This window comes from Castellaniella sp., from assembly GCF_041675725.1.
Classification (GTDB): Bacteria; Pseudomonadota; Gammaproteobacteria; order Burkholderiales; family Burkholderiaceae_B; genus Castellaniella.
Genome location: NZ_JBAYTI010000028.1, coordinates 15784 through 39447 on the forward strand (window position 1 = coordinate 15784; position 23664 = coordinate 39447).

The 23664-nt window shown below is 64.0% G+C and carries 19 protein-coding genes and 1 tRNA gene; 19 read left to right on the forward strand and 1 reads right to left on the reverse strand.

The window, feature by feature from the left end:
• The first annotated feature begins 107 nt into the window (after positions 1–107).
• From WCZ84_RS07540 to WCZ84_RS07600, 13 genes are all read left to right on the forward strand, one after another.
• The gene (locus tag WCZ84_RS07540; RefSeq protein ID WP_372685652.1) at positions 108–2507 is read left to right on the forward strand and encodes a xanthine dehydrogenase family protein molybdopterin-binding subunit; all 2400 of its coding nucleotides are present in this window, start codon (positions 108–110) and stop codon (positions 2505–2507) included.
• The gene (locus WCZ84_RS07545; RefSeq protein ID WP_372685653.1) at positions 2504–4852 is read left to right on the forward strand and encodes a xanthine dehydrogenase family protein molybdopterin-binding subunit; all 2349 of its coding nucleotides are present in this window, start codon (positions 2504–2506) and stop codon (positions 4850–4852) included. Before WCZ84_RS07540 ends, WCZ84_RS07545 begins: the two co-directional genes overlap by 4 nt.
• A 17-nt stretch (positions 4853–4869) precedes the next feature.
• The gene (locus tag WCZ84_RS07550; RefSeq protein ID WP_372685654.1) at positions 4870–5751 is read left to right on the forward strand and encodes a xanthine dehydrogenase family protein subunit M; all 882 of its coding nucleotides are present in this window, start codon (positions 4870–4872) and stop codon (positions 5749–5751) included.
• A gap of 18 nt (positions 5752–5769) precedes the next feature.
• Positions 5770–6285: a (2Fe-2S)-binding protein gene (locus WCZ84_RS07555; protein WP_372685655.1), complete on the forward strand. Its 516-nt coding sequence runs from the start codon at positions 5770–5772 to the stop codon at positions 6283–6285.
• Positions 6286–6356: 71 nt separating this feature from the next.
• On the forward strand, positions 6357–7217 hold the full coding sequence (locus tag WCZ84_RS07560; protein WP_372685656.1) for an alpha/beta fold hydrolase: 861 nt from the start codon (positions 6357–6359) through the stop codon (positions 7215–7217).
• 71 nt (positions 7218–7288) lie between these two features.
• Complete coding sequence (locus WCZ84_RS07565; protein WP_372685657.1) at positions 7289–8098, forward strand: SDR family NAD(P)-dependent oxidoreductase; 810 nt, start codon at positions 7289–7291, stop codon at positions 8096–8098.
• 42 nt (positions 8099–8140) lie between these two features.
• Positions 8141–9445, forward strand: coding sequence for an amidase family protein (locus tag WCZ84_RS07570; RefSeq protein WP_372685658.1), 1305 nt, complete (start codon positions 8141–8143; stop codon positions 9443–9445).
• A 5-nt stretch (positions 9446–9450) separates the two neighbouring features.
• Positions 9451–10650: a CaiB/BaiF CoA transferase family protein gene (locus WCZ84_RS07575; protein ID WP_372685659.1), complete on the forward strand. Its 1200-nt coding sequence runs from the start codon at positions 9451–9453 to the stop codon at positions 10648–10650.
• A complete protein-coding gene (locus tag WCZ84_RS07580) occupies positions 10650–11480 on the forward strand; it encodes an enoyl-CoA hydratase (protein ID WP_372685660.1) in 831 nt (276 codons plus the stop codon). Before WCZ84_RS07575 ends, WCZ84_RS07580 begins: the two co-directional genes overlap by 1 nt.
• 105 nt (positions 11481–11585) lie before the next feature.
• Positions 11586–12743, forward strand: coding sequence for an ABC transporter substrate-binding protein (locus WCZ84_RS07585; RefSeq protein WP_372685668.1), 1158 nt, complete (start codon positions 11586–11588; stop codon positions 12741–12743).
• A gap of 138 nt (positions 12744–12881) precedes the next feature.
• The gene (locus WCZ84_RS07590) at positions 12882–14699 is read left to right on the forward strand and encodes an ABC transporter permease (protein ID WP_372685669.1); all 1818 of its coding nucleotides are present in this window, start codon (positions 12882–12884) and stop codon (positions 14697–14699) included.
• 18 nt (positions 14700–14717) lie between these two features.
• Complete coding sequence (locus WCZ84_RS07595) at positions 14718–15479, forward strand: ABC transporter ATP-binding protein (RefSeq protein ID WP_372685661.1); 762 nt, start codon at positions 14718–14720, stop codon at positions 15477–15479.
• A gap of 23 nt (positions 15480–15502) precedes the next feature.
• Entirely contained in the window at positions 15503–16234 is a 732-nt protein-coding gene (locus WCZ84_RS07600; protein ID WP_372685662.1) for an ABC transporter ATP-binding protein, read from the forward strand.
• Here WCZ84_RS07600 and WCZ84_RS07605 read toward each other — a convergent pair whose 3' ends face one another.
• On the reverse strand, positions 16235–17218 hold the full coding sequence (locus WCZ84_RS07605; protein ID WP_372685663.1) for an NAD(P)H-quinone oxidoreductase: 984 nt from the start codon (positions 17216–17218) through the stop codon (positions 16235–16237).
• A gap of 55 nt (positions 17219–17273) precedes the next feature.
• Between WCZ84_RS07605 and WCZ84_RS07610 the strand changes: the two genes are divergently transcribed.
• The 6 genes from WCZ84_RS07610 to WCZ84_RS07635 all read left to right on the forward strand — a co-directional run.
• Positions 17274–17363 (forward strand) — tRNA-Ser (locus tag WCZ84_RS07610).
• A 199-nt stretch (positions 17364–17562) separates the two neighbouring features.
• Positions 17563–17751, forward strand: a complete 189-nt coding sequence (locus WCZ84_RS07615) for a hypothetical protein (protein ID WP_372685670.1) — start codon at positions 17563–17565, stop codon at positions 17749–17751.
• Between the two features lie 127 nt (positions 17752–17878).
• Complete coding sequence (locus WCZ84_RS07620; RefSeq protein WP_372685671.1) at positions 17879–19996, forward strand: type I secretion system permease/ATPase; 2118 nt, start codon at positions 17879–17881, stop codon at positions 19994–19996.
• Positions 19993–21411: an HlyD family type I secretion periplasmic adaptor subunit gene (locus WCZ84_RS07625; RefSeq protein WP_372685664.1), complete on the forward strand. Its 1419-nt coding sequence runs from the start codon at positions 19993–19995 to the stop codon at positions 21409–21411. Before WCZ84_RS07620 ends, WCZ84_RS07625 begins: the two co-directional genes overlap by 4 nt.
• Before the next feature lie 97 nt (positions 21412–21508).
• Positions 21509–22147: a LuxR C-terminal-related transcriptional regulator gene (locus WCZ84_RS07630; RefSeq protein ID WP_372685665.1), complete on the forward strand. Its 639-nt coding sequence runs from the start codon at positions 21509–21511 to the stop codon at positions 22145–22147.
• A 143-nt stretch (positions 22148–22290) separates the two neighbouring features.
• The coding region (locus tag WCZ84_RS07635) for a retention module-containing protein (protein WP_372685666.1) at positions 22291–23664 on the forward strand (1374 nt) is incomplete at its 3' end.

Genomic DNA, 23664 nt, shown 5'->3' on the forward strand with positions numbered 1-23664 from the left:
TGGCGCCCAGGATTTCATGATCCCGACGGGCATCCAGAGCGCCGGTAACCCGGCAATACGTATTTTGCGATTCAAAAAAATAACGCAAGAACGGAGACAACCCAAGCATGTATTCAACCGACATGCAGGCGGCCAGGGGCGACATGCCGATTCGCAATGGCCCCGGCAGGGGCAAACGCCTGGCCGAACAACGCCATCTCATCCAGGGGCAGGGGCGCTTCATCGATGATCTCGACCTGCCGGGGCTGGTGCACGTCGTCTTTGCCCGCAGCCCCCATGCGCGGGCTCGTATCCGGTCCATCGACGCTTCGGCCGCCCTCGCGCTGCCGGGCGTCCTGCGGGTGCTGACCGCCGCCGACCTGCAGGGCCGGGTCAGGCCGATCCGGGCCTTGCTGGATCCAGACGGTGCCTACCAGTATCGGCCATCCGACTGGCACCCCCTGCCGCCCGACGAGGCCCGTTACGTGGGCGAGACGGTGGCAGCCGTCGTGGCGGTCGATCGCTACGTGGCCGAAGATGCCGTAGAGCGGTTGGACATCGACTACGAACCGCTCAGGCCGGTGGCCCGGCTCGAGGCTGCGCTGGCGGCGGATGGGCCGCGGGTCCATGAAAACCTGCCCGACAACGTTCTGTTCCATGTACGCCATGGCGCGCCAGCCGATGATCCCTGTTTCAGCGATCCCAACCTCATTTGCGTCAGTGGCCGTTTCGAGCACCCGAGGGTCGCGGGGCTCGCCATGGAAAACAACGGGGTGGTGGCTGATTATGACCCGGCCAGTGGCGAGCTCACGGTCTGGAGCTCCACGCAGATTCCCCACCTGATTCGCGACGGGCTCAGCCATTGTCTCGATATGCCCGCCGCCCGGTTGCGGGTGATTGCGCCTCAGGTGGGCGGGGCGTTTGGCATCAAGATGCAGCTTTATCCGGAAGAAATCCTCGTGGCCTTCCTGGCGCGCGAACTGGGGTGTCCGGTCAAGTGGATCCAGGATCGCATGGAAAACCTGATGGCCGCGACGCAGGCGCGCGATGCGGTCGTAGAGGCCGTTCTGGTGGCGCATCCGGATGGCCGGCTGGCTGGGTTGCGTGCCCAGGCGTGGTGCGACGTCGGGGCCTACTCCTGTTTTCCGCTCACGTGCGCGCTGGATGCACATACCATCGGGGCTGGCCTGCCAGGTCCTTACCGCCTGCCTTTGCTCAGTTATGAAGCCATGGCGGTGGCCACCAACAAAGTGCCGCATGGCGCCTATCGGGGCGTGGGCGTGCCGATCGGACCCTTGGTGACCGAAGGCCTGCTCGACCAGCTCGCGGCGCAGCTGGGGATGGATCCGCTCGAATTGCGTCGCAAGAACCTGATCACGCCCGACCAGTTCCCGTTTCAAAGTGCATCGGGCGGGCGTTACGACAGCGGCGACTATCCCGCCTTGCTCGACCTTGCCCTGCGGCATGCCGGCTATGCCCAGTGGCGCGAGCAACAGCGTCAGGCCGCTCTCGAAGGGCGCCGATTGGGGATCGGCCTGGCCTGCTTCGTCGAAACGACGGGCATGAATCGCAACACGTATCGCAACCGCGGCATGGTGCACAGCCCGGGCTTCGATAGCGCGATCCTTCGGGTCGATCCGGGTGGCACGCTCGAGGTTGCCGTCAGCACGCCATCGCAGGGCCAGACGCAGGCCACGGCGTTCAGCTATTTGTTACAGGATGCCCTGGGGGTGTCCCCGGATCGGATTCACGTGACTCTGGGGGATACCGCGCGTACGCCCTACGGTACGGGCACCTATGCCAGCCGCGGCATGGTGAGTGGCGGCGGCGCGGTCCTGAGTGCGGCCCGGAAGCTCCAGGACCGGCTGGTTCAGGTGGCCGCGCTGTACTGGGGCGTGCCCGACGACACCCTGCACTATCAGAACGGCACCGTCCGGCGCCTCGATGGTTCGGGGCCGGCACTCGGCTTTGCCGACCTCGCCCGGATCGCCCACACGCCGGCCCTGATGATCCCCAAAGGCGGTGAGCCCGGCCTCGAGGTGCACAGTTTCTACGATCCGCCGGTGGCGCCCGTGTCGTTTTCCGTGCACCTGGTGCTTGCCGAAGTCGATCCCGCCCTGGGCAAGGTGGCGCTGTTGCGCTACGTGGTCGGCGAGGATTGCGGTCCGATGGTCAATCAAGACGCCGTCGAAGGGCAGGTGCGCGGCGGCGTGGCCCAGGGCATCGGCACGGCCCTGCTCGAAGAAATCAGCTATGACCCAGATGGCCAGTTGCTTACCGCCACGCTGGCCGACTACCTGATCCCGTCCAGCTGCGACATCCCGGCTATCGAAATCGTGCACCAAAGTACGCCGTCGCCCTTCACCGAAGGGGGGCTCAAGGGGGTGGGCGAAAGCGGTATCATCGGGGCGCCGGCGGCCGTACTCGCGGCAGTACGCGATGCGTTGGGCTGCCACCCGCATGAACAGCGCCTGCCGCTGACCCCCGACCGCATCCGTATGCTCGCCCAACAGAAGGAAATGGCATGAGTCCGTTGCAAGAAGAATTCAAGGTGATCGGCCAGTCGATCGAGCGGCGGCCCGAATTGTCCCGGTTTCTGCGGGGCCAGGGGTGTTTCGTGGACGACGTGTCCCTGCCGGGCATGCTGCATGCCGTCGTCGTGCGCAGTACCCACGCCCATGCCCATATCCGGCGCATCGATACGGCCGCGGCACGCGCCCTCGACGGCGTCGTGGCCATCTTCGGGCCGGATGCCATGCAGGCCGCGCGCTGCCGGATACCAGTGCGCCTGAACCCCTACAGCTCGCTGGACCCTTTTCTTCAGCCGCCGCTGGCGTGCGCCCGGGTGCGTTACGTGGGCGAACCCGTGTTGCTGGTGGTGGCAACCAGCCGCTATCTGGCCGAAGATGCCGTCGCGCACATCGAGATCGACTACGACCCGTTGCCGGCCGTCACCGATGCCGAAGCCGATTCCATGCCGGCGCTGCTGTACGACGCCTTCGAGGGCAACGTGGCCAGCGCGTTCAGCGGCGGGTTCGGTGACCTGGACGCCGCCTTCGCCGAAGCCGACGAGGTCTTCGAACTCTCCTTTCACACCGGTCGGCAGAGTGCCGTTCCGATCGAAACCCGGGGTCTGGTGGCCCACTGGGACGCCGGTCGCGAGCGGTTGGATGTCTGGGGGCCGACCAAGGTGACCCATTTCAACCGCTCGGTACTGGCGGATCTCCTGTCAATGGCCGAGAGCCGGATTCATTTTCATGAGCCCGATGTCGGCGGCGGGTTTGGGGCGCGCGGCGAATTCTATCCGGAAGACGTGCTCATCCCCATGGCGGCCATCCAGCTGGGCCGGCCCGTCAAATGGATTGAAGACCGCATGGAGCACCTGATGGCCATCAACCACTCGCGCCAGCAAGCCTACCGCATGAAGGCCGGTGTCATGCGCGACGGCCGCCTTTGCGGTATTCAGGTGGATCTGGTGAACGACATGGGCGCTTATATGCGCACCCACGGCATCATCGTGCCCGAGATGTCCGCAGGTTATTTTCCTGGCCCCTATCAATGGGGGGCCTACCGCTTCAATGTCCGTTGCATCATGACCAACAAGACCCCGACGGGTACCTACCGTGGGCCCGGGCGCTACGAATGCAACACAGTGCGCGAGCGCGTGCTCGACGTCATTGCACGCCGCCTGGGCATGGACCCGGTCGAACTGCGCCGGCGCAATCTGATCCAGCCCGGGCAGATGCCCTATCCGCTGGGCACGCGTGCGCTGGGCGAAGACGTGGTCTACGACAGCGGCGATTATCCCGCCGTGCTGCAGCATGCGCTCGAGCTTTCCGGGTATGACGCCCGGCGTCGGGCATTGAAGAGCGAGCCGCCACAGGGGCGGGTGCGGCGCGGGCTGGGGATTGGCTGCTTTGTCGAAAAGACCGGCAAGGGCCCCTTCGAGGGCGCGCGCCTGGTGCTGGCGCCTGATGGCACGCTCGAGGTGGCCACGGGGGGCGCCAGTCTGGGGCAGGGCATCGAAACCAGCCTGGCCCAGATCGCGGCCGAAGTCCTGGCGCTCGATCCGCGAGACGTCGTCGTGCGCCACGGCGATACAGATCTCATCCAGTATGGCGTGGGCAGCTTTGCCAGCCGCACCACGGTCATGGCGGGCAACGCCTGCTTCAGCGCCGCCCATGCGCTGAAGGCGCGGATTCTCCAGGTGGCCGCCGACCTGCTGCAACTCGCGCCCGAAGCGCTGCAGTTGCGGGATGCGGCCGTGCATGCCCCGGATGGCCGGTCCAGGCCTCTGTCCGAGGTTGCCGCCCAGGCCGGGCCGCGCTATGGTCGCCCGGCGCTCGAAGTCACAGACTACTTTCGTTGCGACCATATGGTGTATGCCTGCGGGGCCGTCGTGGCCGAGGTTCTGGTCGATCTGGACACCTGCAAGGTCTCGCCCCAGCATGTGTGGGTGGCCTATGATGCGGGCACCGTGATCAATCCGGCGATCGTGGCCGGGCAGGTGGAAGGGGGGGCAGTTCAGGCCATTGGCGGGGCGCTGCTCGAAGAGTTCTTCTACGACGACAGCGGCCAGCTCATGACGGGGTCCTTCATGGATTATCTGTTGCCGGTGGCCGATGACGTCGGGCAACTGCACCATGTCAACGTGGATCGCAGTCCGTCGCCGTTGAATCCCCTGGGTGTCAAGGGGGTGGGAGAGCTCGGTGTCGTGGGCACTGGCGCGGCGATTGCCAATGCCGTGGCCGATGCACTGGCCGACAGCGGCGACCGGGTCGACCACATCCCCATGTCGCCGCAGCGGATCTGGGGCTGGCTGCAGGCCGCCGGCGAGCTGGATCGTACACAGACGGCCACAACAAGTCATTGAAATCAGGTGATCGAGCCATGAAACCTGCAGCATTTGAATATTTTCGCCCCGATACGGTCGATGAGGTCCTCGAACTGCTCGAGCGCCACGAGATGGACGCCAAGATCATCGCCGGCGGGCAGACCCTGGGGCCTTTGCTCAACATGCGGCTGGCCGTGCCCGGCGTGCTGGTCGACATCAATCACGTGGCCGAGCTCGGCTACCGGCGTACGCAGCCCGATGGCGGCCTGGCGATTGGTGCCCTGACCCGGCAAAGCACGCTGGAAGACGACACCTCCCTCAAGGCCAGCCAGCCTCTGGTGCACGAGGCCATCCCCCATATTGCGCACCGCGCGATCCGCAATCGTGGCACCGTGGCCGGCAGCCTGTCGCATGCGGATCCGGCCGCCGAATGGACGGGGCTCGTCACGGCGCTGGATGCCGATCTGGTGCTCAAAGGCCCCCGGTCCGCAGAGCGGGTGCTCAAGCCGGCCGACTTCTTTCAGGGGATTCTCACCACGGCGATCGAACCGGTCGAATTGCTGGCAGAAATCAGGCTGCCCGCCTGGCCCGACGGGGCCGGCTGGTCATTCATGGAAGTCAATCGGCGCCATGGCGATTTCGCACTCGCTGGCGTGCTGGTGCGCCTGGGCGTGGATGCCGCAGGGCGGATGCAGGACCCGCGCATGGCCCTGATCGGCATGAGCGACCGGCCCGTGCGTGCGCTCGAGGCCGAGCAGGTTCTCCGGGGGGCGCAACCCGAAGATGCCTGTTTTTCCGAGGCGGTCGACGTCATGTGCCGGCATCTGGATCCCATGGACGACCTGCATGCGTCGGCAGGCTACCGCCTGCAGGCGGCCTCGACGCTGATGCGCCGTGCGCTGAACCAGGCCCGCTCTCGAATCGGTACGAACGCCTGATCTCTTAGGATATTCGCGATGGAACACAAGCTGCATACGATACGCGTGATGGTCAATGGCACGGAGTACGTCCGTGACGTCGAACCCCGCCTGACGCTGGCAGACTTCCTGCGCCATGAACTCGGCCTGACCGGCACCCACGTCGGCTGCGAGCATGGCGTATGCGGGGCCTGCACCATCCTGCTCGACGGGGCGCCTGCGCGCTCGTGCATCACATTCGCCGTTCAGATGGACGGCCACGAGATCCGCACGGTCGAAGGCTACGCCCAGGGCGAGACGCTGCATCCCGTACAGGATGCCTTCTGGGAGCACAACGCCTTGCAGTGCGGGTTCTGCACGCCGGGCATGCTGGCCTCGGCCATCGATCTGCTCGAGCGCAATCCCGACCCGTCCGAACAAGAGATCCGCGAGACGCTGTCGGGCAATCTGTGCCGGTGCACCGGGTATCAGTCCATCGTTCAGGCGGTCCAGGTGGCCGCGGCCCGAATGCGGGCCGCGGCGGCCGGGGCGGACCAGCCGGGATCGGCTTCATAGGTAACCCGCCCGCTTGCGGCCATCGGCGCCAGTGGGCAGACTTTCGTATTGCACATGTAAAAGGAATCGACATGCCGACCATCAAGGCCACTGACGGAACTCATCTCTACTACGAAGAAGCCGGTACCGGCACACCGGTCGTGTTCGTACACGAGTTCGCGGGCGATCATCGCACCTGGGAGCCGCAAGTGCGGCATTTGTCGCGGGCGCATCGCTGCATCGTCTTCAGTGCGCGGGGGTATCCGCCGTCGGACGTGCCGACGGACCCCTCGCGCTATAGCCAGGCTATCGCCGTGACGGACGTGCTGGCGGTCATGGATGCACTGGGCGTGCGCAAGGCGCACGTGGTGGGGCATTCCATGGGGGCCTACACGGCGCTGAATCTGGGGCAGCTGCACCCCGATCGGTGCCTGTCGGTCACGGCGGCGGGGTGTGGCTGGGGGTCGGATCCCGATGACTTGGCGCGCGCGCCCGAGATCTGTGAATCCATTGCCGCCATGTTTCGTGACGAACCCATTGCCGTGGCGGCCGAAAAATACGCGCATGCCGACATGCGCCTCACGTTCAAGGCCAAAGATCCGCGCGGCTTTGCCGAGTTCACGGCCATGCTGGCCGAGCACTCCGGCGAAGGCAGTGCTCTGACCATGCTCAATGTGCAGCTCAAGCGGCCTACCTTGCAAGAAATGGAAACCGGTCTGAAAGCCTTTCGGGTGCCCCTGCTGGTGATCGTGGGCGACAGCGACTATCCCTGCCTCCAGGGCAGCCTGTATCTGAAACGCGTCGTACCCACGTCCGCCTTGCTGATGGTGCCACGGGCGGGGCACACGATCACGATGGAGGAACCCTGCGTCGTCAATCAGGCGCTTGAATCCCTGTTCCGGGATACCGAAACAGGGGTCTGGAAGGTGCGGCCGGCGGATGCGGCGGCCTGACCCGGACCTGCAGTGCCAAGTCGGACACCGGCCGGGTGTCCGGAATCTATCTGGAATCAAAGGAGCTCGACATGGATTTGCAGTTGAACGGAAAAACAGCGGTGGTCACGGGTGGCAGCCAGGGGATTGGCAAGGCGATTGCCATGGCGCTGGCCAGGGAAGGGGTGGACGTCGCCATCTGTTCCCGTGGCAAAGAGCTGCTCGAGGCGGCTGCACAAGAAATCGCCGCGGCCACCGGGCGCAAGATCCTGCCGTATGTGGTCGACCTGACACAGTCCGGCGAGGTCGAGTCGTTCATCCGGCAGGCGGCCGAGGATCTCGGCCGCATCGACATTCTGGTCAACAATGCGGGTTCGGCGCCTGGCGGTATCATCGAGACCCTCACCGAGGCCGATTGGGCCCAATCGCTGCAGCTGAAGTTCATGGGTTACGTGCGTTGCCTGCGCCATGTCCTGCCCCTCATGAAAAAGCAGGGCGGCGGGCGTGTCGTCAATCTGATCGGCAACGATGGCGTCAAGCCGTCTTATTGGGAAATCGCCCCGGGTGCTGCAAATGCGGCCGGCCAGAACCTCACCTTGTCGCTGTCGGGCCAATACGGCAAGGACGGCATCAGCTTTGTCGCGGTCAACCCCGGCCCGGTCAACACCGAGCGCTGGGACGGCCTGGTGCGCGCGATGTCGCGCGACATGGGCCTGAGCTATGAAGAGGCCGATCAACTGGCGCCGGCATCCATTCCCATGGGCCGCATCGCCGAGCCATCCGAAGTCGCCAACCTGGTCGTGATGTTGGCCTCGCCGCTGATGCACTATGTCAATGGCACCATGATCGAGATCGACGGCGGCCAGCAAAAGCCGCTCATGGACCGCGCGCGCGACCGCTGAAGCGGCTTCCGATCCAGGTCGCGGACCCTGCGCACAATTCCCATGGCTGCTTCGATTGCCGATGCCGAAACAAAACGCCTGCTGATGGCTGACGCGTGGCATGCCTTCGTGCAGGTCCGGCCGGATCCGCGCGGGCCGTCCGAAGGGCCGCTGGCCGGTGTGCGCCTGGTCGTCAAGGACAACATCCAGGTTCAGGGCATGGCCTATGCTGCAGGCCAGCCCCTGTATGCCGAGCGGCAGGGCCAGCATACGGCTTCCACCGTCCAGCGGCTGCGGGCCGCGGGTGCGCGGCTGCTGGGCATGACCCGCACCGATGCGGGCGGCTTCGGGGTGACCACGCCCGAGGTCGACAATCCGCGATTGCCTGGACACATTGCTGGCGGCTCCAGTGGCGGTGGGGCGGCCGCCCTGGCGGCGGGGCTGGCCGACCTGGCCCTTTGTACGGATACCGGCGGCAGTGCGCGCATCCCGGCCGCCTGTTGCGGGGTATTTGGCTACAAGCCCACGCATGGCCTGTTCCCGACCGATGGGGTATGGCCGTTGGCGCCGGTATTCGACGATGTCGGGTTGATGGCCAACCGCCTGGATCTCCTCGAGCAGGCCGCTTGCGTGCTGGGGGCGCCCGTCGCGCCTGAAGCAAACGGGCCCGAAGCAAACGTCCGGGCACACGCAGCCAACATTCAGACGCAGGCCACCGGAATCCGGGTACAGGCCACGGGCGGGCGGCCCGGCATCTTGCGGATCGGCGTCGATGCGCAGCGGGCGCAGGCCTATGCCGCTGGCGTGCGCGACGATTTCCTTGCTATGCTGCAGCGCTTGGGTATGCACGAGCAACTGGAGATCGTCGCGATTTCTCTTCCGGACAGGGTCCAGGTACACGAGGCGCATGGTACGCTGGTCCTCGACCAGGCACGCGCGATCTACGCACCGGTGTGGCCACAGCACAAAGATGGGCTGGCTCGCGCAGCGCAAAAGGCGCTGGCTGTGGCCGATACGTTGGCGCCCGACCACGTGGCCCGTATGCGGGGCGTGCTCGATCGCACCCGGTCGGCTGTGGAACGGTTGTTCGATCGGGTCGATGTCGTGCTGACACCCACTTTGATGGGGCCGGTGCCGCGTGTCGATCAGGCCAAGGTGTGCATGGGGGGCCGGCAAACGCCGGTTCTGGTGGCCCTGACTTCAGAGCCCTGTCTGGCCAACATGACCGGATGCCCCGCTGTGGTGTTGCCGCAGCCGGGCGATCCACCCGTGCTGCGCAGCTGGCAGTTGATGGCCCGGGCCGGGGGGGATGCCCTATTGTTTGCGGCTGCCCGTCAATTGCACTCGATCGTGTTGGATGAGGAATGAAGAATATGTCGATACCCACTGCCTGTACGGCCCTGGGGCAGATCAGGGTCCTGGATTTTTCCCGGGTGCGCGCCGGGCCGACATGCGTGCGCATGCTGGCCGACTTCGGTGCCGACGTCATTCGCATCGAGCCCCCGGCCGACACCGATCCGAATGCCACCATGTTTGCCGAAGACCGGTGCGGGGGCGATTTCCAGAACCTGAACCGCAATAAACGCTCGATGACGCTGAACCTCAAGGCGCCCGAAGCCCGCGGCCTCGTGCATCGTCTGGTCGAGCAGGCCGACGTGGTGGTGGAAAACTGGCGGCCAGACGTCAAGCAGCGGCTGGGGCTGGATTATGAAACCCTCTCGGCCATCAATCCGCGCATCATTCTGGCCAGCATTTCGGGTTTTGGGCAGACAGGGCCCTATGTGAAAAGGCCGGCATTCGACCAGATCATCCAGGGCATGGGCGGGCTGATGTCGGTGACGGGCTTGCCCGGTCAGGGGCCCGTGCGCGCGGGGATGGCCGTGGCGGATTCCAGCAGCGGCATCTACACGGCGGTCGGCATTCTGGTGGCACTGATCGAGCGCGCCCAGTCAGGGCGCGGTCAGTGGGTGCAGACTTCGCTGCTGCATGCCCTGATCGCGATGATGGATTTTCAGATTGCCCGTTACCTGAATGACGACGAAGTCCCCGGGCAGGCCGGCAACAGCCATCCGACGTCCAGTCCGATGGGCTTGTTCCGGGCTCGGGATGGGCACTTGAACATCGGGGTATCCGGGCCTGGGATGTGGGAAAAATTCTGCCAGGTGATGGGCAGGCCGCAATGGCTCGAAGACCCGCGCTTCACCACCACAGAGCTGCGGGTCCGTCACCGTGACGCGCTCGATTCGATGGTCCAGGACGTCTTGTCGACCGACACGGTGGCCCATTGGGTCGAACGGCTCACCGGCGGCGGGGTGCCCGCCGGGCCGGTCTATTCCGTGCCGCAGCTGCTCGAGGATGCGCAGGTCCGGCACGCGCGCGTCAGTACCTCGGTGCGCGTAGAAGGCTGCGAAAAGCCGCGACATTACGTGACCCAGCCCGTGCTGCTCAGTCGAACACCGGCCCAGGTGGTGACGGGCGGGCCCATGCTGGGGGGGAGTACCCGGGATATCCTTGCTCAGCTGGGCTGCTCTGCGGCCGAAATGGACTTGTGGGCATCCAAGGGGGTGATCTGATGGGCCATTCAAGTCCGCATGCCACCCACCCGGCGCCCTCCGCGCAAGAGGGTACGGTCACCGCCGTACAAGAAGGCGGCATCCTGCGCATCACCCTGTCCAATCCGGCGCGTCACAATGCCATGTCCAGTGCCATGTGGCGCCAGTTGCAGGTGCTGGTGCAGGCGGCCAGCCAGAACGACCAGCTTCGTGTGCTGGCGATCTCCGGTGCCGGCGAGAAGGCCTTTTGTTCAGGGGCCGACATCTCCGAATTTGCTGGCCAGGAAGACGAACAGCGCTGGATGGCCGCTTTCAATCAGGCGATCTTCGACGCACAGCAGGCGTTGATCGAGTGCCCGCATCCCTCGGTGGCGCTCATTCGCGGCATTTGCATGGGGGGCGGGATGGGCCTGGCCCTGGCCTGCGACTTGCGTTACTGCGCTGCCGAGTCCCGTTTCCGCATGCCGGCGGGGCGCATGGGGCTGGGCTACGACCACCGCGGCCTGGCGCGATTCGTCGACGTCCTGGGCTTGGCCCGGGCCAGCGAGCTATTCTTCACCTCCCAGTTGGTCGACGGTGAGCGGGCCGAGCAGGTGGGGCTGGTGCAAGGTGTTTTTCCCGATGCGCGGTTCCTGTCATCCGCCGAAGATTTGCTGGCGGCCATCGCCACGTCCGCACCGCTGACATTGCGGGCCGCCAAACTGGGCCTGCGCCGTGCCCTCGGGCAGCCCGGTGGGCCCACAGAGGCTCAGGCGCATGAGGCCATGGCGCGCTGTTTTCTAAGCAAAGATTATCAGGAAGGCCAACGCGCCTTTCGTGAAAAGCGCGCCCCGCGGTTCGAAGGCACGTAAGACATGATTCAATCCAGAGCAACACCCTGCAGCAATCACCAAGGAGCAAGCATCATGAAAAATCCAGGTCTATCCGTCGTCAAGGGGGTCGTGGCCGCGGCACTCATGGCATTGTCCATGCAGGCGGGCGCGGCCGATACCCTGAAAATCGGGGAATTCAACAGCTACAAGACCCAGGCAGCCTTCCTCGAGCCTTATAAGCAGGCCATGGAGCTGGCGGTCGAGGAAATCAACAAAGAAGGTGGCATCAACGGCAAGCAGGTGGAGCTGGTGATCCGCGATGACAACTCGAATACGGGGGACGCCGTGCGCGCCGTGGGCGAGTTGCTGACCAGTGACAAGGTCGATGTGCTGATGGGCGGCTTCCTGTCCAATGTGGGCCTGGCGGTGGCCGATTACGCCGGGCACAAGAAGATCTTCTATCTGGCGGGCGAGCCATTGACCGATGCCATCACCTGGAGCCAAGGCAACCCGTATACGTTCCGCCTGCGTGCTTCGACCTACATGCAGGCAGCCATGTTGGTTGAAGAAGCCCTGAAAATGAACAAGAAGCGTTGGGCGCTGGTCTATCCCAACTACGAGTACGGGCAGTCTGCCATCCGGACCTTCAAAGAGCTCATGAAGGCGCGTCAGCCGGACATCGAATTCGTGGCCGAGATCGCCACGCCGCTGGGCAAGGTGGATGCTTCCAACGTGGTGCAGGCGTTGGCCGATGCCAAACCGGATGCGCTGTTCAATGTGCTTTTCGCGGCCGATCTGGCCAAGTTCGTACGCGCGGGCTCACAGCGCAATTTCTTTGATGGCCTGGCTGTCGTCAGCCTGCTGAGCGGCGAACCCGAATATCTGGATCCCCTGGGCGAAGAAACACCGGTCGGCTGGGTGGTGACCGGTTATCCCTGGTATGGCATCGATACGCCGGAACACAATGCCTTCCTGAAAGCCTACCAGGACAAGTTCAACGACTACCCCCGGCTGGGCTCCATCGTTGGCTATACGTCCATCAAGTCCCTGGCCGAAGGCATCAAAAAAGCGGGCTCCACGGATACCGATGCGCTCGTGAAGGCTTTCGAGGGTCTGGAACTGATGTCGCCCTTCGGGCCCATCACCTACCGCGCCAGTGATCACCAGGCCACCATCGGTGCTTACGTCGGCAAGCTCGGCATCAAGGACGGCAAGGGCATCATGGTCGATTTCCACTATGTGGATGGGGCGGATGTGCTGCCCAGCGACGAAGAAGTGGCCAAGCTGCGCCCGGCCCGTTGATGGTCCGTTCCTGACAACTGTTTCGTCCTGCTGCCGGCCTTGGCCTGCAGCAGGGTCGTCGTTGCTGCGGAGCGCGCAATCGTGACCAGCTTTCTCGTCCAGCTTCTTAATGGTTTAGCCGAGGCATCTTCATTGTTCATGGTGGCGGCCGGGTTGTCCCTGATTTTCGGGGTGACCCGGATCGTGAACTTTGCCCATGGCTCGCTGTACATGCTGGGCCTGTACGTCGCGTATACGCTGGTCCAGGTGATGGGCCATTCCGGATGGGGATTCTGGGTGGCCCTGTTGCTGGCGGGGGGGGTGATCGGCGGGTTGGGCGCATTGATCGAAGTCCTGTTGCTGCGGCGCATTTACCAGTCTCCCGAGCTGTTTCAGTTGCTGGCGACCTTCGCCCTGGTTTTGATTTTCAACGATATGGCTCTGTGGCTGTGGGGCGCCGAGGATCTCCTGGGGCCGCGCGCACCCGGCCTGGAGGGGGCCGTCCAGGTCTTTGAATACTACATTCCCAGCTACGATATCTTCCTGATGTTCCTGGGCCCGCTGGTGCTGGTGCTGCTGTGGCTGCTGCTGACGCGAACGCGCTGGGGCACGTTCGTGCGGGCGGCCACCCAGGACCGCGAGATGTTGGGCGCCCTGGGCATCAACCAGGCCTTGCTGTTCACGTCGGTGTTTGCTTTGGGCGCCTTTCTCGCCGGTCTGGGCGGGGCTTTTCAGATTCCGCGTACGCCGGCGAATCTCGCGGTCGATGTGTCGGTGGTGGTGGATGCCTTCGTGATCGTCGTGGTCGGTGGCATGGGGTCGATCCCGGGCGCGTACGTCGCCGCCCTGATCATCGCCGAACTCAAGGCGATTTGCGTCGCGCTCGGGACCGTCACTTTCCTGGGGGTCGATTTTGCGTTCCCCAAACTGACGCTGGTGGTCGAGTTCATCTTCATGGCACTGGTGCTCATCGTGCGGCCCTGGGGTTTATTTGGGCGCCCTCAGGGCGGGGTGTCGCGCAGCGAACCGATCGACAGCCCCCTTCGGGCGGCCCCGAGGGGGGTGCGGCTGTTGCTGGCTGCCGTGGTGGCGCTGGTGTGGCTGGCGCCTCTGGGGCTGTCGTCGCATCCCTACCTGTCGTTGATCATCCTCGATGTGGCCATTGCCGCATTGTTCGCCCTGAGCCTGCATTTCATGATGGGGCCCGGCGGCATGGTGTCGTTCGGGCATGCCGCCTTTTACGGCTTGGGCGCTTACGCAGCCGCGCTTTTGCTGAAGCTGGCGGGGTTGCCGATGGTCTGGTCCATCCTGCTTGCGCCCGTGATCGCCGGCCTGGGTGCACTGATCATAGGCTGGTTTTGCGTGCGCCTCTCGGGCGTGTACCTGGCCATGTTGACGCTCGCGGCCGCGCAGATTATTTGGTCCATCGTGTATCAGTGGGATGACCTGACAGGGGGGTCCAATGGCATTTTGGGCCTGTGGCCGCCACAATGGCTGGATGGGACGGCCTACTATTATCTCGCGACCGTCCTGGTGGTCGCTTCGGCGATCCTCATGCGGCGCATCCTGTTCTCTCCCTTTGGCTGGGCCATGCGGGCTTGCCGGGATTCCGCGCTGCGGGCCGAGGTGCTGAGCATCGATGTCAAGCGGGTGCAGTGGGCGGCTTTTGTGCTGGCGGGCGTTTTTGCCGGGTTGGCGGGGGCACTGTTTGCATTCTCCAAGGGCAGCATCGACCCGGATGCCGCAGGCATCACCCAATCGGTTGACGCCCTGGTGATGGTGCTGCTGGGGGGCGTTCAGACCCTCAGCGGCCCCCTGGTGGGCGCGGGGGTGTTTCACGTACTTGAAGATTATTTCATGGGCGCCACCCGGTACTGGCACGCCTGGTTCGGCGGTGTGATTCTGCTGCTGGTGCTCGTGGCGCCCGACGGCGTGGTCGGGTTGATGCAGAATCTGCGCCATCGGTGGCGGTCCTGAGGCTGGCGGAGAGACACGATGAATTTGCTTGAGGTCAGAAACCTCTCCAAGAGCTACGGGGGATTCCGGGCGGTCAGCAACGTGAGCTTCGACGTCTGCGAAGGCGAGCTGTTGGCCTTGATCGGACCCAATGGCGCCGGCAAGACCACGACGTTCAACATGATCAATGGCCAGCTGCGACCCAGTTCGGGATCCATCACGCTCATGGGAACGCGGGTCGAGCATTGGGGGCCCCGCCGGATTGCCCGGCTGGGCGTTTCGCGCACTTTTCAGATCGCCGAAACGTTCTCGTCCATGCTGGTCGTGGAAAACGTCCAAATGGCGCTGCTGGCATATCACCGGGAGATCTATTCTTTTTTCCGGAAGGCGGCGGCGCAGTACCGCCGGCAGGCCATGGATCTGTTGCAGCAGGTCGGCATGGCAGAGCAGGCCGAGCGCCCGTGCAGTGAACTGGCCTATGGCGATGTCAAGCGCGTCGAGTTGGCGATGGCGCTGGCCAACGAACCCCGGTTGCTGCTCATGGATGAACCGACGGCCGGCATGGCGCCCAAAGAGCGCAATGAACTCATGGCTCTCACCAAAGATCTGGTGGTGCAGCGCAAACTGGGCGTCTTGTTCACGGAGCACAGCATGGACGTGGTGTTCGCCTATTCTGACCGGATGATCGTTCTGGCGCGGGGCGAACTGGTGGCCGAAGGGGATGTGGACACCATCCGAAATCATCCTGGCGTGCGTGAAGTGTATTTCGGAGGCACGCTCGAGCAGGGCCCTGCGGCGTGAACCGGGCAAATCAGGAGAACGGGATGGCTCGAGAGGTGCTGCTGGAAGTGATCGCCTTGAACGCCTGGTACGGCAAGGCCCAGATTCTTTATGACGTCGACGTGGACGTGTACCGGGGCGAGGTCGTGGCACTGATGGGCCGGAACGGGGCGGGCAAGTCCACCACCCTGAAATCCATCATGGGCATGCTCGAAAAAAAACGTGGGCAGGTGCGGTTCATCGGCCAGGACATCAGCCGCCTGCGTCCCTATGAAATCGCCCGGCGCGGGCTGGGCTTTGTGCCCGAAGACCGGCGCATCTTCACCGACCTGACCGTCGAACAGAATCTGGACATCGGTCGCCAGCCGCCGCGCGTCTGGCCTGATGGTGAAGCGGCGTCCAACTGGACACCCGACATGCTCTATGCCTTGTTTCCCAACCTGGATCGCATGCGGCAGCGGCTGGGCGGGCAGATGAGTGGCGGCGAACAGCAAATGCTGACGGTCGGCCGCACCCTGATGGGCAACCCTTTGCTGGTGCTGCTCGACGAACCCACCGAGGGCGTGGCGCCCATCATCGTCGAGCAGATGGCCCAGGCCGTCATGAAGCTCAAGACGCAGGGGGTCAGCATCTTGCTGTCGGAACAGAACCTGCACTTCGCCCGCGCGGTCGCGGATCGTGCCTACGTGCTAGAAAAAGGGCAGATTCTCTTTCGCGGTTCGATGCAGGAACTGGTCGACAACGAAGCGGTGCGGCGCGAATACCTGTCGATCTGACTATGGCGCAGCGGTGAGCACGATTTTCCCGATCTGTTCGCCCGCATCCATCATGGCGTGTGCCTGTGCGGCTTCGTGCAGCGGGAAAGTCGCATGAATCACCGGACGCAAGCGCCCGGCCTCGATCAGTGGCCATACTTGTTCACGCAGCGCCCGGGCGATCGCGGCTTTCACCGCAACCGGGCGAGCGCGCAGCGTAGAGCCCGTGACGGTCAGGCGGCGCACCATGACTTGGCCGCAGTTTAGGGTGCCCTGGGTACCACCCAGCAGGGCGATGATGACCAGGCGCCCGTCATCGGCCAGGATCCGGATGTTGCGTTCGAGATAGTCGCCAGCCACCATGTCGAGGATGACGTCCACCCCCCGGTTGTTCGTCAGTGCGCGGATTTCCTGAACGAAATCCTGCGCGCGATAGTTGATGCCCCGGGTGCAGCCCATGGCTTCGATCGCCCGGACCCGTTCGTCGCTGCCGGCTGTGGCGTAGACCGTATGGCCGAACTCGCGGGCCAAGGCGATTGCGGTGGTGCCGATCCCACTGGCCCCGCCGTGAACCAGCAGGGTTTCACCGGGCGCCAGAGCGGCCCGCTGGAATACGTTGCTCCAGACCGTAAAGTATGTTTCGGGCAGGGCGGCGGCTTCTACCATGGACAGCCCCTGGGGAATGGGCAGACACTGCGCGGCTGGTGCCGTGCAGTATTCGGCGTAGCCGCCGCCTGCCACCAGGGCACAGACAGGTTCGCCCAGCCTGAAGCCGGCGGCTTCCGGGTGCCCCCCCACGATTTCGCCGGCGATTTCCAGGCCGGGAAGGTCCGACGCCCCGGCTGGCGGGGGATAATTGCCTTCGCGCTGGAAGACATCAGGCCGGTTGACGCCGGCCGCCTGAACCCGGATCAGGACCTCATCGGGCCCTGGCTGAGGCATGGGTCGCTCGACCCAACGGAGGACATCGGGGCCCCCGGGTGTCGTGATCTCTATGGCATGCATGGTCGATTCCCTCGGCAACGATACGCGCATTATGCGCTACACTGGCGATCCTTGCGGAAGCGTGCCAGAGTGGTTGAATGGACCGGTCTTGAAAACCGGCGATGGGGCAACCCATCCGTGAGTTCGAATCTCACCGCTTCCGCCAATCAGGATGCAGGCAGCAGCGGCCGACGGCATCCTACCATACCAAGACGCCAGCAGTACAAGCCCACGAACAGCTCGGCCGGCAGGCCGCTGAAGTGTCGCCATTTCAGGGGAACACGATGGTCGATGATCCGGATCCCGATAAAAACCGGGTGCCTGTGCCACTGCAACGTCAGGGTCCGGAGGCGGCCGGGCACGACATGCAGATGCTGGACACTGATTTTGTCCGGGTCCTGGAAGACTTGATCGACGTTTTGATCGAGAACGGCACCATCCGCCTGACAGACTTGCCTATCGAGGCACAGCAAAAACTGACCCAGCGCAAGCAGGCGCGGCGCCGTTTGCGCGATACATTGGATTTGATGGGCGACGGCGATGAAATCATCTGAGGCGGCCGCCCGCCGGCCGGCTGCATCCGGGCAGGAACAGGTATCGGCACAGAAGGCGGCACGCGAACAAAACGCCGCATCGAACAGGCCCGGCCAGGGTCGGCACTGGCGCGTTCATTCGCGCGAGATGCACGATGATCCGCTGCTCGATAGTCTGGTCCTGATACTCAGGCACTATGGGGTCGAAAGCTCGCCCCAGGTCCTGGTGCAGGGTCTGCCTCTGGTCGAGAACAGGCTGGTGCCTTCTCTGCTGGGTCGGGCGGCAGCGCGGGCCCAATGTTCAGCCCGTTTTGCACGGCGCACGCTCGATCAACTGCCTTCGGGGCTGCTGCCCGCGATCCTCATGCTGTCGGGCGAGCGGGCCTGCCTGCTGCTCGAGGCAGGCAAGGACACGTGTACCGTCCAGTTTTCCGAAGGCGGCGGCCCGGTCCGCATGCCCCGGGCGGAACTTGAACAGGACTACACCGGCCTGGTGGCGTTCGTACGGCCCGAATTCCGCTTCGACAAACGCGACGAGGTCGGGGTCAAGCCGCGCAGCGGCCATTGGTTCTGGAGCGTGGTCATGGAAAACCGCCGCCTGTACCGCGATGTGCTGGTGGCGGCGCTGCTGATCAATATCTTTGCCGTCGCCATGCCGCTGTTCACCATGAACGTCTACGACCGTGTGGTACCCAGCAATGCCGTCGAGACGCTCTGGGTGCTGGCGGTGGGCATCGGCCTGGTGCTGGTCTTCAACTACGTGCTGACCACCATCCGCGCCTATGTCGTGGATCGTGCCGCCAAGCGCATCGATGTGCAGCTGTCGGCCAAGATCATGGAGCGTGTGCTCGATCTGCGCATGGAAAACCGGCCGGCTTCGGTGGGGTCGTTCGCCTCGAATCTGCGCGCTTTCGAGTCCGTGCGCGACTTCATCGCGTCGGCCAGCCTGACGACGCTGGTCGATCTGCCGTTCGTTTTCCTGTTCCTGGCCGTCATGGCCTGGATTTCACCCTATCTGCTGATTCCGCCGGTGATCGCCATGGTTCTGGTGTTCCTGGTGTCCCTGGCGGCGCAGGTGCGCATGGAAGACCTGACGGTGAAGACCTTTCAGGCGTCGGCTCAGCGCAATGCCGTGCTGGTCGAGGCGCTCGCCGGGATGGAGCCGGTCAAGACGCTCAACGCCCGCAGCCACATCCAGCGGAAATACGAAGGGGCCACCCAGTTTCTGGCCCATATCGGCGGGCAGTTGAAACTGATTTCCGCAACGACGGTCGGCTTCGTGCAGATGGCCCAGCAGCTGGTGTCCGTAGCGGTGATCATCATCGGCGTCTATCTGGCCGCCGAATCGCAAATTTCGCTGGGCGGGATCATTGCGGCCTCGATGATCGCCAGCCGGTGCCTGACGCCTCTCGGGCAGGTCGCGGGCCTGCTGATGCAATATCACCAGGCCAAGACGTCGCTGGCGTCGGTGGATCAGGCCATGGAAATGCCGGTCGAGCACCCCGAGGGCAGGCAGTTCGTGCCGCGTACCCGGCTGCGTGGCGAGATCGAATTTCGCAATGTGAGCTTTACATACCCAGGCTCCGAGCAGCCTGCCATCTCGAAGGTCAGCTTCAAGATCTCGCCGGGTGAGAAGGTGGGCGTGATCGGCCGGGTGGGTTCGGGGAAATCCACGATAGAGAAACTCATCCTGGGCTTGTACCAGCCTTCATCGGGCATGGTGCTGGTCGATGGCGTGGACGTGGGGCAAATCGACCCCATCGATTTGCGCCGCAACATGGGGTATGTCGCACAGGATGCGATGCTGTTCTATGGCAGCCTGAAAGACAACCTGCTGCTCAGCGCCCCCTTTGCCACGCACGAAGACATGCTGGACGTGGCGATGGTGGCAGGGGTGGATGAGTTTGTGCACGTGCACCCCGATGGCTACGACATGCCGATTGGTGAGCGCGGCGATACGTTGTCGGGCGGGCAGCGCCAAGCAGTGGGTATCGCGCGCGCCCTGATCAATGATCCCCCCATGTTGCTGCTCGATGAGCCCAGCAGCAACATGGATCATCAAAGCGAGGCGCAGCTGAAGGCGCGGCTGCGCGAGGCGGGCGCGCACAAGACGGTCATCCTGGTCACCCATCGCACGGCATTGCTGGAGATGGTCGACCGGCTCATGGTGGTGGATCGGGGCCGCATCGTGGCCGACGGCCCCAAGGCGCAGGTCATGGAAGCGCTCAAGGCGGGTCGCGTCAGCCGGGCCGAGGCGCGCTCATGAAGGCGCTCCGGTTCCTGTTCTGGCTTTTGTCCAGGCCGCTGGTCTGGCTGGCGTATCCGTTTCTCAAGCTGTTCGACCGCCTGATCGACGGCCCCAATCCCTATGCGCAACGCTACGCCACGCAAGACCTGGTGGCCGATGCGCAATGGACCATCCATCACCAGGAAGCCCGGGGTGCACGCAAGCTCGTGTGGGTGTCGCTGGTCATCGTGGCGGCGCTGCTTGTGTGGTCGGTCTATGGCCAGATCGACGAGGTGGTGCGCGGGACCGGCAAGGTGGTTCCCTCGCGTCAGCTTCAGGTGATTCAGAACCTGGATGGCGGGATCGTGGAAAGCATCCTGGTGCGTCCGGGCGAGCGGGTGGAAGAGGGTCAGGTGCTGCTGCGCATCGATCCGACCCGCTATTCATCGTCGCTCGGCGAAAACCAGGCCGAACGCCTTTCCTTGCTGGCAAAGGCGGCACGTCTCAGGGCGCTGGCGTCCGGCGAGGATTTCGTGGCGCCCGACGAGGTCCTGGAAGAAGCGCCCGAAATCGCCAACAGCGAGCGGCAGGTATGGCAGTCGCGTACGCGCGAACTCGAGGCCACCTTGCGGATCGCACAAGAACAATTACGCCAGAGGCAGCAGGAATTGGCCGAAACGCGGGCCAATCTGGATCAGGCCAGCACCAGCTGCAAGCTCACGACGCAAGAGCTGCGCGTGACCGAGCCTTTGGTCAAGAGTGGCGCCGTATCGCAGGTCGAGGTCTTGCGCCTGCGCCGCGACGTGGCGCGGTTCTGCGGCGAGGCCAAGGCGGCAGAGGCCCAGATCACGCGAATCGAGGCCGCCATCGACGAAGCCACCAGCAAGATCGAGGAATCCGAACTCAACATGCGCAACGAGGCGCACCGTGACCTGCAGGACACCATGGCAAAGTTGGCGACCCTGCAGGAAACCCGCGTGGCATTGCAGGATCGTGTCAAACTGGCCGAGGTGCGTTCACCCGTGCGTGGCGTCATCAACAACATGATGATCAATACCGTGGGCGGCGTGGTGCAACCAGGCAAGGACATCCTGGACATCGTTCCATCGGACGACACCCTGCTTCTCGAGGTGAAAATCCACCCGCGCGACATCGGTTTTCTGCACCCTGGGCAGGCCGCGGACGTGAAGTTCACTGCCTACGATTTTGCCATCTACGGTGGCCTCGAGGGCTACGTAGAGCATATCGGCGCGGATGCGATCACCGACGAAAAAGACAATTCCTATTATTTGGTCAACGTGCGTACGGATACGGCCTATGTGGGTGACGAGGCGCACGCCATCCTGCCCGGCATGCAGGCCGAGGCGCATATCCTGACCGGCAAGCGGTCCCTCATGCATTATCTGCTCAAGCCGATTTTGCGCGCCAGCGAAAATGCTTTGCGCGAGCGCTAGAAAAGGGTATCGATCTGTCGCTGGCGACAATAGCATTGAAGATGGGCTGACCGATACCATATAAAGATGATGGATCGTTGTGATCCCGGAGAAAAGAATGCAGGCCAAGCCGGTCCTTTTGCTGACTCATGACGATGCCCTCTGGCAGCACTGGCGCCAGATCGAATTGCATGCTTGCCTGCCCGCACGGGGTCATACCCTGGATGACATCGGGCGCTGGGCCGGTGCCCATCGGCAGATTGTCGTTCTCGATGCCGGCTTGCCCAACCTGCCCGATTGGACGGATCCCGCCTGGCAGACGTGGCAGCGTCAGGCCCGCATCATCGTCGGCAGCACCCGGCTGGACGATGCCCAGGCCGTTCGCGTGCTCGAGATGGGGGGGTGGGGATACTTCCATGCGTACGTCCCTGCCAGTTCGCTGGCGCACATCGTGCAAACCGTGGCCCTGGGCGAAATCTGGGTGGGACGCTCATTGGTGCAAAGGCTGCTGCGCCAGCTGGGCCAGGATCAGGCCGAGGCCATGAACTGGTCTCGGGGCCTGACCGACCGGGAAACCGAAGTCGCCCGCATGGCCGCCGGGGGCCTGGCCAACCAGGCGATTGCCGATGCGTTGGGCATCAGCGAGCGCACTGTTCGGGCGCATCTGTCATCCTCCTTCGACAAACTCGGGGTGTGCGACCGGCTGTCGCTGACGCTCAAGGTGCACGGGATCGAGCCCTCGATCAGCCTGGCCTGAGACGCCCCTAGGGTCTCTGTAGCCAATTGTATTTACAGACATCCTTGCAAGATTTCTGTCCTGACTTGTCGCCGCAGACAATGGTCTGTTGCGTGGCCGCTGTTTAGCATACTGACATCGAATAATGAACACGGAATAGCGTGATGGCAACTATATTGGTCAGCAAGTTGGTGGGCGACGCTTCAGTGCGGGGTCAGGACGGGCAGCTGCATCCGCTGCGCGAGGGCATGCGCATCCCGGTCGACGCCGAGATCGTGACGGCGCGGGGGGCGCTGCTCGAACTCAGCGCCGAAGGCATACCCCTCATTCGCATCGGTGAACAGCGGGTCGTCCAGCTGGATGCATCCATCATGCAGCCGGACATCGACGCCAGCGAGGCGGCGGTGATGCCGCCTGCGGATGCGGACACCGAACGGCTCATCACGCTGCTTGAAGACAATCAGGATCCGTTCGACGTGCTCGACCCCACGGCGGCGACTACGGCCACTGCGGGGGTCGATGGCGGCGGCAGCAGCTTCGTGCGGCTGATGCGCATCGTAGAACAGACCACGCCGCTGGATGTGGCCTATCCGCACTCGGCGCCAGGCGAGGATGACGACCGCCTGTTCGCGGGCCTGACGGCAGCGGGGGCGGATGGCGAGGCGGTGGATCCCGATCTGGTGCCGGGTGTGACGACGCTGACCCTGTCTTCACCCGAAACCGTCGTCGAAGGCAACCCATACCTGGTCACGGCGACGGTGAGCAATCCGGTAACGGGCAGCCCGCTGGTCATCACGCTCACCAATGGCGCAGTCATCGTCATCCCCGTCGGCGAGGTGTCGGGGTCGGTGCTGATCGATACCCGCGAAGACGATGTCTACCTCCAGGGGGATGAGCCACACGTCATCGGCGTGGAATCTATCGACGGGGGCCGCTATCAAGAGCTCGTGGTGGGGGGCGATACCACGACCGTCGTGACCGACGACGATGATCCCACCGAAATCACGCTGGAAGGGCCCGCTTCGGTCGTCGAAGGTGAAGACATCACCATCGTGGCCCACGTGAGCAACCCGCCACAGAATACGGATCTCGTGATCCAGCTCGACAACGGGCAGACCATCACGATTCCTGTCGGCAGCACCAGTGGTTCCGTCACGTATCCTGCCCGCGCCGATGATGAGCTGGTGCAGGGGGATATCGCAGAGTCCGTCAGCATCGAATCGGCTTCGGGTGGGAATTACGAAAACCTGATTGCCGAAGGGTCGGTCACGACCAACGTGCTCGACAACGATGTCCCGCAGATCACGGTCTCCGATGTCGTCATCAGCGAAGGGGATACGGGTACCTTCGATGTGGACTTTGGCAATCCGGTGGATCACCCGACGACGGTGACGCTGGAGCTGGCCTATGGGACGGGAGACGGCCAGGCGGATCATGATGATGTGAACTTCGATGTGCCGCCCGTCGTGACGATCGGGGGTGTGGGCGTTCCGGTGGTCGATAACGGCGACGGTACGTTCAGTTTCGAGTTGCCCGCC

Excerpts from the sequence above, each read along its gene's own strand:
- WCZ84_RS07540 (WP_372685652.1), top strand. The coding sequence starts at position 108 with ATGTATTCAACCGACATGCAGGCGGCCAGGGGCGACATGCCGATTCGC.
- WCZ84_RS07545 (WP_372685653.1), top strand. The coding sequence starts at position 2,504 with ATGAGTCCGTTGCAAGAAGAATTCAAGGTGATCGGCCAGTCGATCGAG.
- WCZ84_RS07550 (WP_372685654.1), top strand. The coding sequence starts at position 4,870 with ATGAAACCTGCAGCATTTGAATATTTTCGCCCCGATACGGTCGATGAG.
- WCZ84_RS07555 (WP_372685655.1), top strand. The coding sequence starts at position 5,770 with ATGGAACACAAGCTGCATACGATACGCGTGATGGTCAATGGCACGGAG.
- WCZ84_RS07560 (WP_372685656.1), top strand. The coding sequence starts at position 6,357 with ATGCCGACCATCAAGGCCACTGACGGAACTCATCTCTACTACGAAGAA.
- WCZ84_RS07565 (WP_372685657.1), top strand. The coding sequence starts at position 7,289 with ATGGATTTGCAGTTGAACGGAAAAACAGCGGTGGTCACGGGTGGCAGC.
- WCZ84_RS07570 (WP_372685658.1), top strand. The coding sequence starts at position 8,141 with ATGGCTGCTTCGATTGCCGATGCCGAAACAAAACGCCTGCTGATGGCT.
- WCZ84_RS07575 (WP_372685659.1), top strand. The coding sequence starts at position 9,451 with ATGTCGATACCCACTGCCTGTACGGCCCTGGGGCAGATCAGGGTCCTG.
- WCZ84_RS07580 (WP_372685660.1), top strand. The coding sequence starts at position 10,650 with ATGGGCCATTCAAGTCCGCATGCCACCCACCCGGCGCCCTCCGCGCAA.
- WCZ84_RS07585 (WP_372685668.1), top strand. The coding sequence starts at position 11,586 with ATGGCATTGTCCATGCAGGCGGGCGCGGCCGATACCCTGAAAATCGGG.
- WCZ84_RS07590 (WP_372685669.1), top strand. The coding sequence starts at position 12,882 with ATGGTGGCGGCCGGGTTGTCCCTGATTTTCGGGGTGACCCGGATCGTG.
- WCZ84_RS07595 (WP_372685661.1), top strand. The coding sequence starts at position 14,718 with ATGAATTTGCTTGAGGTCAGAAACCTCTCCAAGAGCTACGGGGGATTC.
- WCZ84_RS07600 (WP_372685662.1), top strand. The coding sequence starts at position 15,503 with ATGGCTCGAGAGGTGCTGCTGGAAGTGATCGCCTTGAACGCCTGGTAC.
- WCZ84_RS07605 (WP_372685663.1), bottom strand. The coding sequence starts at position 17,218 with ATGCATGCCATAGAGATCACGACACCCGGGGGCCCCGATGTCCTCCGT.
- WCZ84_RS07615 (WP_372685670.1), top strand. The coding sequence starts at position 17,563 with ATGCAGATGCTGGACACTGATTTTGTCCGGGTCCTGGAAGACTTGATC.
- WCZ84_RS07620 (WP_372685671.1), top strand. The coding sequence starts at position 17,879 with ATGCACGATGATCCGCTGCTCGATAGTCTGGTCCTGATACTCAGGCAC.
- WCZ84_RS07625 (WP_372685664.1), top strand. The coding sequence starts at position 19,993 with ATGAAGGCGCTCCGGTTCCTGTTCTGGCTTTTGTCCAGGCCGCTGGTC.
- WCZ84_RS07630 (WP_372685665.1), top strand. The coding sequence starts at position 21,509 with ATGCAGGCCAAGCCGGTCCTTTTGCTGACTCATGACGATGCCCTCTGG.